The following is a 13,387-nucleotide window of genomic DNA, read 5'->3' as shown; positions in this document are numbered from 1 at the left end:
CCCGTCATGAATCAGCAACTCGCGGGCTTCGCCCCGACCCCCGTCACGGCCCGGATGGAGAACCACGGCAAGACCATGCTCAAGGTCGCCATGGCCACCGGGCAGGACCTCTACGCGCGCACCGGCTCGATGGTGGCGTACGAGGGCTTCATCCAGTACGAGCCCAACCCGCCGGCCGTCCGGCAGATCGCCTCCCAGTGGATCACCGGCGAGGGTGCACCCGTCATGAAGTGCTCCGGCGACGGGCTGCTCTACCTCGCCGACTACGGCGCCGACGTGGTGGTCATCAACCTGGACAACGACTCCCTCTCCGTCAACGGCACCAACCTCCTCGCCTTCGACGCCCACCTCACCTGGGGCGTCGAGAAGGTCAAGGGGCTGGCCAAGTTCGCCGGACAGGGCTTGTGGAACGTCGTCGTCCAGGGCACCGGATGGGTCGCCATCACCTCCCGGGGCACCCCGATCGTCGTCGACTGCGGACGCGGCGAGGACGAGACGTACGTCGACCCGGACGCGCTCGTCGCCTGGTCCCCGAACCTCAAGGTGAAGGGCAAGCGCAGCTTCAAGGCCGGCTCGCTGATCGGCCGCGGCAGCGGCGAGGCCTATCAGATGGCCTTCTCCGGCCAGGGCATCGTCGTCGTCCAGCCGAGCGAGGACAGCACGGACCGGCTGCGGATCCGGAACTGACGGGGAGGGAGAACACATCATGCAGAGTCCGCTTTTCAGCCACACCGAGCAGCAGACCCAGGACCGGTACGCGATCCAGAACCCGCAGCTCCTGCGGGTCTCGCTGACCGGCCACGACGACGTCCTCGCCCGCAAGGGCGCCATGGTCGCCTACCAGGGCCTGATGGACTTCGACGGGGAGTACCAGTCCCGGAGCCAGCGCAGCGCACGCGCGCGCACCGGCGAGGGCCTCGACCTGATGCGCGTATCCGGCCAGGGCACCGTCTACCTCGCCAATCTCGCCCAGTACATCCACGTCGTGGACGTCGACCGCGAGGGGATGACCGTGGACAGCTCCTACGTCCTCGCGCTCGACTCCTCGCTGCACACCGAGGTCATCGCGGTGGACAGCCAGTACGGCATCTCCGGCAGCGGCAAGTACCAGCTCAACATCTCCGGCTCGGGCAAGGTCGCCCTCATGACCTCGGGCCAGCCCCTGATGATGCAGGTCACGCCCGAGAAGTACGTCAACGTCGACGCGGACGCGATCGTCGCCTGGTCCAGCTCCCTGCGCGTGCAGATGCAGGCCCAGACGCACTCCTCCGGCGTCTTCAGGCGTCGTGGCAACACTGGCGAGGGCTGGGAGCTGAGCTTCCTCGGGCAGGGCTTCGCCCTGGTCCAGCCGAGCGAGGTCATGCCTCCGCAGAACGCCCAGATCGGTCAGGGCGCCCGCGCCCAGTTCGGCATGGGCCAGCAGGGCTCTCACGGTCAGAACCAGAACAACGCCTGGAACTGACCGGCACCCGCAGAACACAGCGGTAGACAGCAGTAAGGGGCGGCCTCCACAGAGGCCGCCCCTTACGCATATCGCTTCAGCCTGCCGCTAGAGCCGGGACCGCGTCGCCTCCAGCAGCCGCACGACGGACGCGTCGGCCACTTCGGGCACGTCCTCGTAGCCGAACCAGCGCAGCTCCAGGGACTCCTCGCTGATCCGCTCCGCCGCTCCGGCCGGGGCCAACGCGGCGTACTGCACGTCGAGGTGCCAGTTGCAGGGGGACGGAATCGGGTGCCGGTCCAGCCGGACCGGTCCGCCGGGCAGCAGCGTGAGCCCTGTGATGCCGGACTCCTCCGTCGCCTCACGGAGCGCCGCCGCCTCCAGGGTGGCGTCCTGCTCCTCGCAGTGGCCGCCCATCTGGAGCCACATCCGGAGCTTCCGGTGCAGGGTCAGCAGAACCTGCCCCCGCTCCGGATCGATCACCAGGGCGCTGGCCGTCACATGCCCGGCGCCGCACGCTTTCCACATGCCGTCGTCGTGGAGTGCCAGGTGATCCAGGTAGGCCTGACGCAGCTCCGTCTGGTCACCGTGCGCGTCCTCGGGGGCGTACCCCTTCAGTACGAGAACGGCGTCGTCGTGCAGGCTCACTGACCGGGGCCGCCCTTGCCGTCCTCGTCGCCCTTGCCCTTGCCCTCGCCCTGATCGTCGGCGTCGGCGTCGGTCTCGGGGGCCTTCGGCTTGCCGGAGCCCTTCGCCGCCTCGCCGAGCATCTTGTCCAGCTCGGAGAAGTCGGCCTGCTCGTGGTGGACGAAGCCGTCCGGGTCGTCCAGGTCGTGGGCGGTCGGCAGCATGTCCGGGTGGGACCAGAGCGCGTCCCGGCCCTCCAGGCCCCGGGCGTCCGTGAGCGAGGCCCACAGCCGCGAGGCGTCCCGCAGCCGGCGCGGGCGCAGCTGGAGACCGATGAGCGTGGCGAACGTCTGCTCGGCCGGTCCGCCGGAGGCGCGCCGCCTGCGCATCGTCTCGCGCAGCGCGTCGGACGAGGTCAGCCGGGACTTCGCGGCCTCGTGGACCACCGCGTCCACCCAGCCCTCCACCAGCGCGAGAGCCGTCTCCAGACGGGCCAGGGAGGCCTTCTGCTCGGGCGTGTCCTCCGGCTGGAACATGCCCTGCTGAAGGGCGTCCTGCAGCTGCTCCGGCTGCGAGGGGTCGAACTGGCCGACGACGTCCTCCAGCTTGCTGGTGTCGACCTTGATGCCGCGCGCGTACGCCTCGACGGCGCCGAACAGATGCGACCTGAGCCAGGGGACATGGGCGAAGAGGCGCTGGTGGGCGGCCTCGCGCAGGGCCAGATACAGCCGGACCTCGTCCTGCGGGACGCTGAGGTCCTTGCCGAACTTCTCCACGTTCAACGGGAGCAGCGCGGCCTTGCCCGCCGGTCCCAGCGGCAGTCCGATGTCGGTGGAACCCACCACCTCACCGGCCAGCACGCCCACGGCCTGCCCGATCTGCTGGCCGAACATGGCGCCGCCCATGGAGCGCATCATGCCGATCAGCGGGCCCGCCATGGCCTGCATCTCCTCGGGCAGCACATCGCCCATCGCCAGGCCCACCCGCTCGGCCACCGGATCGACCAGCTGCTGCCAGGCCGGCAGCGAGGCCTCGACCCACTCCGCGCGGCTCCAGGCCACGGTGGAGACCGAACCGGACGGCATCGACGTCACGCCGTCCAGCCAGAGGTCCGCCAGCCGCAGCGCCTCGTCGACCGCCGTGCGCTCGGACGGGCCGACACTGGCGTCCTTGGACCCGTCCGGGGCGCCCTGCGAGACCGTCTGGCGGGCGATCTGCTTGGCCATGTCCCAGTTCACGGGACCGCCCTCGTAGCTCAGCATCTGGCCGAGCTGCTGGAAGGCCGCGCCGAGATCGTTCGGATTCATCGAGCCGAACATTGCGGCGAACGGGTTGTCCCCGCCCGCCCCCGGCCCGAAACCGAGCGGGTTTCCCGGCCCGCCCGCGCTCTGCCCACCTTCGATGGGGTCCTTCTTCTTGCCCTCGTCGCCGTTCTCCGGCTCCTCCGGCGGAAGGCCGAATCCGAATGGGGTGTCACTCACGGGTTTCCTCGGCTCGTAGGGCCGCCGGCTCGAACCGACGGCGACTGCCCGACATCACCATCCAGCGTAGACACCACGCCCGCTTCGGGCCTCAGTGCTCCGCCGACTCCCGGCCTGCGGCAGGATGGACGCCACCTGGTACGTACGCGTCATTCGGGTACGTACTGAAGACAACCGCTGGAGACGCCCGGTGAGTTCCCCAGATCCGCAGGTTCGCGCAGCGCGAAACCTGACCGACCCCTCGCCCGAGAACGCGCCCGAAGAGAAACGCCCCAGGGCCCCCAGAAACCGGGGCCCCGTCGTCGCGGTCACCGGCGCCGCCACCGGCATCGGCGAACTGCTGACCGCCCATCTCGCCGCTTCCGACGCGATCAAGCAGGTCATCGCGATCGACGAGCGCCGCGGAGAGGTCTCCGAGGCGACCTGGCACATCCTGGACGTACGGGATCCGGCCATCGCCGAGAAGCTGCGCGGCGCGGACGTCGTCGTGCACCTGGCCCTCGACCTCGACCTGGAGACCGACCCCGCCGCCCGTACCGCGTACAACGTACGCGGCACCCAGACCGTGCTCACCGCCGCAGCCGCGGTCGGGGTCCACCGGGTCGTGCTGTGCACCTCGGCGATGGTCTACGGGGCGCTCGCCGACAACGACGTACCGCTCTCCGAGGACGCCGAGCTGCGCGCCACCGCCGAGGCCACCGGCGTCGGCGACCTCCTGGAGATCGAACGGCTCGGCCGCCGGGCCCCGCGCGCCCACCCCGGGCTCAACGTCACCGTCGTCCGCCCCACCGTCCTGATCGGCGGCACCGACACCGCCCTGACCCGCTACTTCGAGTCCCCGCGCCTCCTGGTCGTCGCCGGATCCCGTCCCACCTGGCAGTTCTGCCACGTGGACGACCTGGTCACGGCGCTGGAGTACGCCGCCCTGGAGAAGATCGACGGCGAGTTCGCGGTCGGCTGCGACGGCTGGCTGGAGCAGGAGGAGGTCGAGGAGCTCAGCGGCGTACGCCGGATGGAGCTGCCCTCCGCCGTGGCGCTCGGAGCCGCGGCCCGGCTGCACCGGATCGGCCTCACCCCGTCCCCGGCGGGCGACCTGGCCTACACGATGCACCCCTGGGTGGTCAGCGTCAGCCGGCTGCACGATGTGGGATGGCGGCCGAAGTGGACCAACGAGGAGGTGCTCGGCGCCCTCCTCGAAGAGGTCGAGGGCCGCCACACGCTCGCCGGACGCCGCCTCGGCCGGAAGGACGCCACCGCCGCCGGAGCCGCCGGAGCCACGGTCGCCCTGCTCGGCGCCGCCGCCGTGGTCCGCCGCGCCCGCAAGGCCCGCCGCCGTATCTGACCGCCCACCGCGCCCGGGGGCCCCTGTGGCGCGGCCCCTGTAGGAGGCTCCAAACCGGCCGGCCGGCCGCCGGTAGAACAGGCAATTCCGGGATGCCGGAGCCATGCGGCACGATGGGAGCATGGCACCCACTCACGATCACCCCGGCGAGCACGCGGCGGCCGACCCCATCCGGCTGCTGGCGATCCGGGACGCCCCGCTCTCCGTCGACGAGGTCTTCCGTGCCGTCGGCGACGACGCGGCGGGCGGGATCGCGCTCTTCGTCGGCACCGTGCGCAACCACGACGCGGGACAGGACGTCGGCGCGCTCGGCTATTCCTGTCACCCCTCGGCCGAGGACGAGATGCGCCGAGTGGCGGAGAAGGTCGTCGCCGACTTCCCGGTCCGCGCACTGGCGGCCGTCCACCGAGTGGGTGAACTGGAGGTGGGCGACCTGGCCGTGGTCGTCGCGGTCGCCTGCCCGCACCGCGCCGAGGCCTTCGAAGCCTGCCGCAAGCTCATCGACGACCTCAAGCACGAGGTCCCGATCTGGAAGCACCAGCGCTTCTCGGACGGCACGGAGGAGTGGGTCGGAGCCTGCTGAGCGCAAACCGGACCGGGGCGCATCAGCCCCGATTTGCGTAACCGCACCCCCGCCACGAGCGTTGGTCTTCCGGATCGTTAATCTGCTGATCGGGCATCCGGTCGCTCATGGGGTAGGGAGGTCGTGATGGCGGCACTCGCTTGGCTGTTGATTCCACTTTTCGCTGCTGTCGGTGGTGCGATATGGGCGAGCTGGGCTGCCCGCAATCGCACGACCGGTGATGTCACCGAACTCGCCGGCTACGCCAGGTTCCGTGACGCGATGGAGAAATCGCACTCCGGTTCCGAGGCTCTCTGAGACCGACGCACGCCGAGTGACCACCTTCCGCCGCGTTCCGGTCGCCTCGTACGGACCGGCCCCGGCGGTGCACTGACAGGCCCTTCCCGTACTGTCGTTCCATGCCACGCCGCACCGCGACGATGCTCGCCTCCACTCTCGTCCTCATCGCGCTGCTCTGCGCAGGCGTGCTGATCAAAGTGCCGTATTCGGAGATGTCTCCCGGACCGACGGTCAACACGCTGGGTGACGCGCGTGGCGAGCCCGTTCTGCAGATCTCCGGTCGCAAGACGTACCCGGCGTCGGGCCATCTCAACATGACGACGGTCCGCGTCACCGGAGCGGACTACCGGATGAACATCGTCGAGGCCGTCTACGGCTGGCTGGCCCACGACAGCGTCGTGGTGCCGCACGACACGCTCTACCCGGACGGCAAGACCGAGGAGCAGTCCACCCAGGAGAACGCCGAGGAGTTCAGCCAGTCCCAGGAGAGCGCCAAGGTGGCGGCCCTGAAGGAGCTGAAGATCCCGGTCTCCACGCAGGTCGTGGTCTCCACGGTGGTCAAGGACAGCCCTGCCGAGGACAAGCTGCACGCGGGCGACGTGATCAAGGCCGTCGACGGCACGGTGGTCAAGGAACCCGGCGACGTGGCGAAGCTCGTCACCGAGCACCGGCCCGGCGAGGACGTCACCTTCACCATCGTCCCGGCGAAGGAGGCCGCCGCGGCCGAGAAGGCCGGCCGCGCCCCCGAGGGCAGCGAGAAGATCACCATCAGGACCGCGAAGGCTCCCGCCGCCGAGGGCGACGGCGAGGAGGGCGGCAAGGACCGGGCGATCGTCGGGATCAGGGCCGGCACGGACCACACGTTCCCGTTCGAGATCGACATCAAGCTGGCGGACGTCGGCGGGCCGAGCGCCGGCCTGATGTTCTCCCTCGGCATCATCGACAAGCTCACCCCGGGCGATCTGACCGGCGGCACGTTCGTCGCGGGCACCGGCACCATCGACGACGCGGGCACCGTCGGACCGATCGGCGGCATCAACATGAAGCTGGTCGGCGCCCGCGACGCCGGCGCCCGCTACTTCCTCACGCCCGACGACAACTGCGCCTCGGCCGCCGCCGACACCCCGGACGGGCTCACCCTCGTGCGGATCAAGACCATCGAGGACGCCACGAAGTCGCTGGAGCAGATCCGGGCGGGGAAGACCGCCGGCCTGCCGAGCTGCTCGACCGGCTGACGGCCGCGCCGCCCGGGACCGTGCAAGGGCCCCGGGCAGCGGTCGGATCAGGACTCGAACGTCGCCGCGAGCGCCTCGGCGAGGCCAGGCACCAGACCGGCCCCGGTCAGCACCTCGGTGGGGGAGTCCTTCTCGCGCAGCCGCACGGCGGACTCGCGCGCCCCGTCCCGCAAGACGGCCACGGTCATCCGCACCTCCTGCCGGTCGGGGTGCTTGGCCACCCACTGGGTCAGCTGCTTGTCGCTGAGACCTTCCGGCACCGACGCCTCGGCGGACGGCGGCAGCATCAGCCGTTCCACCGTCATGGCGCAGCCGACGACGGCGTCAGGCCAGGCGATCGTGGCGAGGAAGTCGTCGAGCGCGGTGCCCGGCGGCAGCTCGTCCTGCTCGATCGGGGTGAGCGCGGCGACCGAGGAGCTGGGGTCCTCCAGGCCCAGCTGAGCGGCGAGGCCGGGCTCCTGGACCCGCAGTCGGGCGGTGTCGACCAGGGCGAACAGCCGGGCGGGCTGGTCCCAGCCGAGGTTGGAGGCATAGGCGTCGATTTCGAGGACGGCGACGGTCAGCGGACTCGCGGCCATCGGGGGTCCTGCGGGGGAAACGTTGGACATGGGCAATATCCTGCCTCCTTCCGCCCCGGGAACGGGAACTAGGTAAAGCCTCAGTAAGTTGCATAGGTGGGCTCTAGGATCGCTGGGCCTGTTCACACGACCGCGAACTTCGAGGTGCGCACGTTGGCTTTCCAGATGCCGGACCGCGGCGGAGGCCCGACCGGGCCACGGATCAGAGTCGGCCGCCCGTCCCGGCGCGCCCGTACCCTGCTCATGACTTTGGGCGTCCTGGCGGTTCTCGCCATGGCCTTCGTCATGTTCGCCGGGTTCTGGACGGACTGGCTCTGGTACAGGTCGGTCGCGTATTCATCCGTCTTCACCACCACCCTGTGGACCAAGATCGGGCTGTTCCTCGTCTTCGGACTGCTGATGGCGCTGGCCATCGGCGTGAACGTCTGGCTCGCGCACCGGCTCCGGCCGCCGCTGAGCGCGATGTCGCTGGAGCAGCAGAGCCTGGACCGCTACCGCATGAGCATCGCCCCCTACAAGAAGTGGGTGCTGCTCGCCGTCACGGCGCTCGTCGGGCTGATCGCCGGAGCTTCCGCCTCCGGCCAGTGGCGCACGTGGCTGATGTACGTCAACGGCGTGGCGTTCGGGCAGAAGGACCCCCAGTTCCAGCTGGACGTGTCCTTCTACGCCTTCGACCTGCCGTGGTACCGCTTCATGCTGGGCTTCGGCTTCGCCGCGACCGTGCTCGCGCTGATCGCCGCGGCGCTGACCCACTATCTGTACGGCGGGCTGCGCATCACCAGCCCCGGCGCCCGCGCCACCGGGGCGGCCACCGGCCACCTCTCGGTGCTGCTCGGCATCTTCGTCTCCCTGAAGGCCGTGGCGTACTGGCTCGACCGGTACGGGCTGGCCGTGAAGTCCAGTGACTTCAAGGCCACCGACAACTGGGCGGGCCTGCGGTATGTCGACGCCAACGCCTATCTCCCGGCGAAGACCATCCTGTTCTGCATCGCCGCGATCTGCGCGGCGCTGTTCTTCGCGACGCTGTGGCGCCGCACCTGGCAGCTCCCGGTCATCGGCTTCGGCCTGATGGTGCTCTCGGCGATCCTGATCGGCGGGCTCTACCCGGCGATCGTGCAGAAGTTCCAGGTCCAGCCGAACGAGCAGGCCAAGGAAGCGCCGTTCATCCAGAAGAACATCAATGCCACACGCGACGCGTACGACATCGATGACGCCAAGGTGGACGACTACGACGGTCAGGCGACCACGGAGGACGACGCCAAGCTGCGGGCCGCGGCCAACACCGCCGCCAGCTACCGCGTGATGGACCCCAACGTCGTCTCCCCGGCCTTCCAGCAGCTCCAGCAGCGGAGGAACTACTACCAGTTCCCGAGGACGCTGGACGTCGACCGCTACAAGGACGAGGACGGCAAGGAGCAGGACACCGTCATCGGTCTGCGTGAACTGAACATCCAGGGCCTGCCCAAGCGGAACTGGATCAACGACCACTTCACGTACACCCACGGCTACGGCGCCATCGCGGCCCGCGGCACGACCACCGGCACCAACCCGGCGGGGTCGCCGGACTTCACCGAGTCGGGCCTGCCCTCCACCGGTGAGTTCGGCAAGTACGAGCAGCGGATCTACTACGGCGAGAAGACCGAGCAGTACTCCATCGTCGGCGGGCCCCAGAAGGAGCTCGACTACGAGGAGGACGGCGAGAGGACCACCAGCTACGAGGGCGACAGCGGGGTCAGTCTCTCCAACACCTTCAACCGTGCCGCGTACGCGGTCTCGTTCAGCGAGCCGCAGATCATGTACTCGGGAGCCATCGGTGAGGGCTCGCGGATCCTGTACAACCGCACGCCCAAGGAGCGCGTCGAGGCGGTCGCCCCGTGGCTGACCATCGACGGCGACGCCTACCCGGCGGTCGTCGACGGCCGGATCAAGTGGATCGTCGACGCGTACACCACGACCAACGGCTACCCGTACGCCTCCCGGACGACGCTCGGCGACACCACGGCCGACTCGCTGACCACCAACCAGCGCGCGGTCGTCGCCCAGCAGAACCAGGTCAACTACATCCGCAACTCGGTGAAGGCCACCGTCGACGCGTACGACGGCAAGGTCAAGCTCTACGAGTGGGACACCGAGGACCCGGTCCTCAAGACCTGGCGCAAGGCGTTCCCGGGTACGGTCGAGCCCCGCGGTGACATCCCGCAGGAGCTCATGGACCACCTGCGCTATCCGCAGGACCTCTTCAAGGTCCAGCGCGAGCTGCTCACCCGCTACCACGTCGAGGACCCCGCGCAGTTCTACAGCGGCTCCGACGCGTGGCAGGTGCCGGACGACCCGACCAACAAGGAGCCGGGCTCCGTTCCGCCGTACTACCTGAGCATGAAGATGCCGGGCCAGAACGAGCAGCAGTTCTCGCTGACGACCACGTTCACTCCCAGAGGGCGCCCCAACCTGGGGGCCTTCATGGCGGTGAACGCGGACGCGGCCAGCAAGGACTACGGCACCATGCGGCTGCTACGGGTCACCTCCACGGTGAAGGGCCCGGGCCAGGTACAGAGTGAGCTGAACGGCAACGAGGACGTCGCCACGTTCGTGAGGGACCTCAGAGGCTCGGACTCCGACATCGAGTACGGCAACCTGCTGACGGTGCCGCTCGAAGGCGGCTTCCTCTACATCGAGCCCGTCTACACGCGCGGTGGCACCCAGAACTACCCGCTGCTGCGCAAGGTGGCCGCCTCGTACGGTTCGAAGATCGTCTTCGAGAACAGTCTCGCGGAGGCGCTCAACGCCGTCTTCGGGGTCGAGGACGACGGGACCACGACACCGCCCGACGCCGATGATCCGCCGGACGAGACCGACCAGCCTCCGGCCACCGGGAGCGCCGCGCTCAAGAAGGCCATCGCGGACGCCCAGAAGGCGTACTCCGACGGCGAGAAGGCGCTGCAGGAGCAGGACTGGCCTGCCTACGGCAAGGCCCAGGAGGCTCTTCAGGACGCCCTGGAGCGCGCCGCCGCCGCGGAGCCCAAGGCGGGCTCCGAGGGGGACAAGGCCGACAACGCCGAGAAGCCGGAGGGCGACGCCAAGCCGGACAGTTCGGCCGAGCCCGCGAGCGCCGAGAAGCCGGCGGACGCGGACACGGCGGATCCGGCGAGGAAGCCCGATGCGGCCGACGGAGCCGAGCAGGGCTCCGACCAGGGCAGCTGAGAAAGCCCCACCCCGCGTCGTGGTACGGTTTGAACACAACGACGCGGGGTGGAGCAGCTCGGTAGCTCGCTGGGCTCATAACCCAGAGGTCGCAGGTTCAAATCCTGTCCCCGCTACTGAAAAGACGAAGGCCCGGATTCCCTTGGGGATCCGGGCCTTCGTCGTGTCCGTTGTGCCACAGGCCGTGTCGGTCCCGTGCTGGGGGCGTGAAGTGCGGTTCGCTGGGCAGCAGTTGCCTCCAGGCGTGTTTGACTTGTCTCCCTGTGGGCATGTCGACAAAACGCTGTAGTGACCTCACTGGCCGCGATATACCAGGTGTACGCGGGTTACAGGTGGTGCGACGATGGTATTTATGGGGGACAGGGCAACTCTGTTGGAGACAGGGCGGTTTGTGCAGCAGCGCGGCCAAGATGCGGAAAGCGCGGTAGACGCGGCTTTCGCCGCTGCCATCGCCGGGGCGGGCGCACCGGTCCAGCGGACCGGCGCCATCGACGCGAGCGCCGCCGCGGCCCCGTCCGACGAGGACACCACGGACGCGGTCGACGCCGCGGACAGTGCCGAGAGCGAGGCGCGCCACCGTCGTGCCGCCGACGCCGGCGACACCGCGTCCATGAGCGTCCTTGGCGCGCTGCTGCTGCGCCGGGGAGAGCTGGACGGCGCCGAGCGGTATCTGCGCGCCGCCACCGCCGACGGGGACCGGGCCGCCGCGAACAACCTGGGCGTCCTGCTGCACCAGCGCGGTTACCCGGACGAGGCCGCGGGCTGGTGGCGCATCGCCGCCGTGGCGGGCTCCGCCGCCGCCGCCCACGCGCTGGGCCGGCACTTCCGCGAGCGCGGCGACGAGCCCGGCGCGGAGTACTGGCTGCGCCAGTCCGCCGAGCAGGGCCACGCGCTGGGCGCGTACGCGCTGGCCGACCTTCTGGAGCACCGCAGTGACGTGGGCGCCGAGCGCTGGCTGCGCGCCGCCGCCGAACAGGGGCACCGCGAGGCCGCCTACCGGCTGGCCCGCGCCCTGGAGCGGAAGGCCGTCGAGGACCCGCACGACGCCTTCGGCCTAGGCCGGGGCGAAGCTTCCGGCCGGACCGGGACGGGCCTCGGCCTCCCGGCCTCCACCCCCGCGCCCACGAAGGACGTCCGCGCGACGGGCCCGGGCGACAAGCGCGCGGCCGACAAGGGCGCGGCCGACGGCGACAGCCCCGTGGCGGGACCCGCCGCCGGCCGGGTCGGCGAGGCCGAGCAGTGGTACCGCCAGGCCGCGGCCCGGGGTCACCGGCGTGCCGCTCTGCACCTCGGCGCGATCCTGGAGCAGCGCGGCGAGCTCAAGGAGGCCGGACGCTGGTACCTGACCTCCGCCAAGGACGGCGAGCCGCGCGCCGCCTGCGCGCTCGGCTTCCTGCTGCGCGACGCGGGCGACGAGGAGAGCGCCGCCGTGTGGTGGCTGCGGGCTGCCCAGGACGGCGACGGCAACGCCGCCAACGCGCTCGGCGCGCTGCACGCCGCACGCGGTGAACAGCAGACCGCCGAGCGCTGGTACCGGGCCGCCATGGACGCCGGTGACGTCAACGGGGCGTACAACCTCGGGCTGCTCTGCGCCGCCCAGGACCGCATCCCGCAGGCCGAGCAGTGGTACCGCCGCGCCGCGTACGCCGGACACCGCGAGGCCGCCAACGCGCTCGCGGTGCTGCTCCTCCAGGCGGGCGACCACACCGGGGCCGAGCCCTGGTTCTCCAAGGCGGCGGAGGCGGGCAGCGTCGACGCGGCCTTCAACCTGGGCATCCTGCACGCCGGGCGCGACGAGGACCGTACGGCGCTCGGCTGGTACGAGCGCGCGGCCGCGGCCGGGCACACCGACGCGGCGCTCCAGGTCGCCATGGCCCTGCTGCGCGACGGCGACGACCGGGAGGCCGAGCGGCACCTGCGCTGCGCCGCGGGCGGCGGCAGCGCCGAGGCCGCGTTCCGGCTGGCCGGGGTGCTGGACGCGCGCCAGCCGCCGCCGGGACCGCCCGCGCTGGGCGAGCCGATGCCGGAGAAGACCGAGTGCGAGGAGTGGTACGAGCGGGCCGCCCAGCAGGGCCACCGCCGCGCCCAGGTCCGGGTCGGCATGCTCGCCGCCGCCCGCGGGGACGTGGAGAGCGCCGCCCACTGGTACCGGGAGGCCGCCGAGGCGGGCAGCCGCAACGGGGCCTTCAACCTCGGGCTGCTGCTGGCCCGCGAAGGCAGCGAGCGGGAGGCCGCCCTGTGGTGGACCCGTGCGGCCGGCGCCGGACACGGCCGTGCCGCGCTGCGCCTGGCGCTGCTCGCCGCGCGCCGGGGCGAGCTCACCGAGGGGCAGCGCTGGTGTGCGCGGGCGGTGGAGCTGGGCCCGGCCGAGGTGGCCGAGCGGGCGGCGCGGCTGCGCGAGGCGCTGCACCAGGAGCTGACCGCGTGACGCCGCACGTCCGCGCGGGCGTGCCCGGGGCCGGTGTGAATGAATTTGCGCCGTCCGACCCGCTGACGTAATGTTGCATTCACCGACGCGGGGTGGAGCAGCTCGGTAGCTCGCTGGGCTCATAACCCAGAGGTCGCAGGTTCAAATCCTGTCCCCGCTACTGAAGACGAAGGCCCGGATCTCATCGAGATC

11 protein-coding genes and 2 tRNA genes are annotated in these 13,387 nt (G+C 70.8%); 10 read left to right on the top strand and 3 right to left on the bottom strand.

The window, feature by feature from the left end:
* Nucleotides 1-6: 6 nt before the first annotated feature.
* On the top strand, nt 7-687 hold the full coding sequence (locus tag ACFWRV_RS29655) for an AIM24 family protein (protein ID WP_384338848.1): 681 nt from the start codon (nt 7-9) through the stop codon (nt 685-687).
* A gap of 19 nt (nt 688-706) precedes the next feature.
* The gene (locus tag ACFWRV_RS29650; RefSeq protein WP_384338847.1) at nt 707-1,462 is read left to right on the top strand and encodes an AIM24 family protein; all 756 of its coding nucleotides are present in this window, start codon (nt 707-709) and stop codon (nt 1,460-1,462) included.
* 87 nt (nt 1,463-1,549) lie between these two features.
* Here ACFWRV_RS29650 and ACFWRV_RS29645 read toward each other — a convergent pair whose 3' ends face one another.
* A complete protein-coding gene (locus ACFWRV_RS29645; RefSeq protein ID WP_384338846.1) occupies nt 1,550-2,089 on the bottom strand; it encodes an NUDIX hydrolase in 540 nt (179 codons plus the stop codon).
* The gene (locus ACFWRV_RS29640) at nt 2,086-3,549 is read right to left on the bottom strand and encodes a zinc-dependent metalloprotease (RefSeq protein ID WP_384338845.1); all 1,464 of its coding nucleotides are present in this window, start codon (nt 3,547-3,549) and stop codon (nt 2,086-2,088) included. The genes ACFWRV_RS29645 and ACFWRV_RS29640 overlap by 4 nt, the downstream gene beginning before the upstream one ends.
* A 190-nt stretch (nt 3,550-3,739) precedes the next feature.
* Between ACFWRV_RS29640 and ACFWRV_RS29635 the strand changes: the two genes are divergently transcribed.
* From ACFWRV_RS29635 to ACFWRV_RS29620, 4 genes are all read left to right on the top strand, one after another.
* Complete coding sequence (locus ACFWRV_RS29635; protein ID WP_384338843.1) at nt 3,740-4,891, top strand: SDR family oxidoreductase; 1,152 nt, start codon at nt 3,740-3,742, stop codon at nt 4,889-4,891.
* Nucleotides 4,892-5,012: 121 nt separating this feature from the next.
* Nucleotides 5,013-5,474, top strand: coding sequence for a molybdenum cofactor biosynthesis protein MoaE (locus ACFWRV_RS29630; RefSeq protein WP_205086261.1), 462 nt, complete (start codon nt 5,013-5,015; stop codon nt 5,472-5,474).
* A 126-nt stretch (nt 5,475-5,600) separates the two neighbouring features.
* A complete protein-coding gene (locus tag ACFWRV_RS29625) occupies nt 5,601-5,771 on the top strand; it encodes a hypothetical protein (protein ID WP_015611229.1) in 171 nt (56 codons plus the stop codon).
* 101 nt (nt 5,772-5,872) lie between these two features.
* Complete coding sequence (locus tag ACFWRV_RS29620; RefSeq protein WP_384338841.1) at nt 5,873-6,988, top strand: PDZ domain-containing protein; 1,116 nt, start codon at nt 5,873-5,875, stop codon at nt 6,986-6,988.
* A gap of 47 nt (nt 6,989-7,035) precedes the next feature.
* Here the strand turns inward: ACFWRV_RS29620 and ACFWRV_RS29615 are convergent, their stop codons facing one another.
* Nucleotides 7,036-7,596, bottom strand: coding sequence for a PPA1309 family protein (locus ACFWRV_RS29615; protein WP_384338840.1), 561 nt, complete (start codon nt 7,594-7,596; stop codon nt 7,036-7,038).
* Between the two features lie 135 nt (nt 7,597-7,731).
* Between ACFWRV_RS29615 and ACFWRV_RS29610 the strand changes: the two genes are divergently transcribed.
* From ACFWRV_RS29610 to ACFWRV_RS29595, 4 genes are all read left to right on the top strand, one after another.
* A complete protein-coding gene (locus ACFWRV_RS29610; RefSeq protein WP_384338879.1) occupies nt 7,732-10,767 on the top strand; it encodes a UPF0182 family protein in 3,036 nt (1,011 codons plus the stop codon).
* Nucleotides 10,768-10,809: 42 nt separating this feature from the next.
* Nucleotides 10,810-10,883 (top strand) — tRNA-Met (locus ACFWRV_RS29605).
* 227 nt (nt 10,884-11,110) lie between these two features.
* Complete coding sequence (locus ACFWRV_RS29600; protein WP_384338838.1) at nt 11,111-13,195, top strand: tetratricopeptide repeat protein; 2,085 nt, start codon at nt 11,111-11,113, stop codon at nt 13,193-13,195.
* 86 nt (nt 13,196-13,281) lie between these two features.
* Nucleotides 13,282-13,355: transfer RNA gene (locus ACFWRV_RS29595), tRNA-Met, on the top strand.
* The last annotated feature ends 32 nt before the right edge of the window (nt 13,356-13,387 follow it).

Source organism: Streptomyces sp. NPDC058576 (assembly GCF_042718715.1).
Taxonomy (GTDB): domain Bacteria; phylum Actinomycetota; class Actinomycetes; order Streptomycetales; family Streptomycetaceae; genus Streptomyces.
This window is presented reverse-complemented; position numbering and strand designations above follow the sequence as displayed.

Coding starts and splice junctions, on each gene's coding strand:
- ACFWRV_RS29655 (WP_384338848.1), top strand. CDS start 7: ATGAATCAGCAACTCGCGGGCTTCGCCCCGACCCCCGTCACGGCCCGG.
- ACFWRV_RS29610 (WP_384338879.1), top strand. CDS start 7,732: ATGCCGGACCGCGGCGGAGGCCCGACCGGGCCACGGATCAGAGTCGGC.
- ACFWRV_RS29615 (WP_384338840.1), bottom strand. CDS start 7,596: ATGTCCAACGTTTCCCCCGCAGGACCCCCGATGGCCGCGAGTCCGCTG.
- ACFWRV_RS29630 (WP_205086261.1), top strand. CDS start 5,013: ATGGCACCCACTCACGATCACCCCGGCGAGCACGCGGCGGCCGACCCC.
- ACFWRV_RS29620 (WP_384338841.1), top strand. CDS start 5,873: ATGCCACGCCGCACCGCGACGATGCTCGCCTCCACTCTCGTCCTCATC.
- ACFWRV_RS29625 (WP_015611229.1), top strand. CDS start 5,601: ATGGCGGCACTCGCTTGGCTGTTGATTCCACTTTTCGCTGCTGTCGGT.
- ACFWRV_RS29650 (WP_384338847.1), top strand. CDS start 707: ATGCAGAGTCCGCTTTTCAGCCACACCGAGCAGCAGACCCAGGACCGG.
- ACFWRV_RS29600 (WP_384338838.1), top strand. CDS start 11,111: ATGGTATTTATGGGGGACAGGGCAACTCTGTTGGAGACAGGGCGGTTT.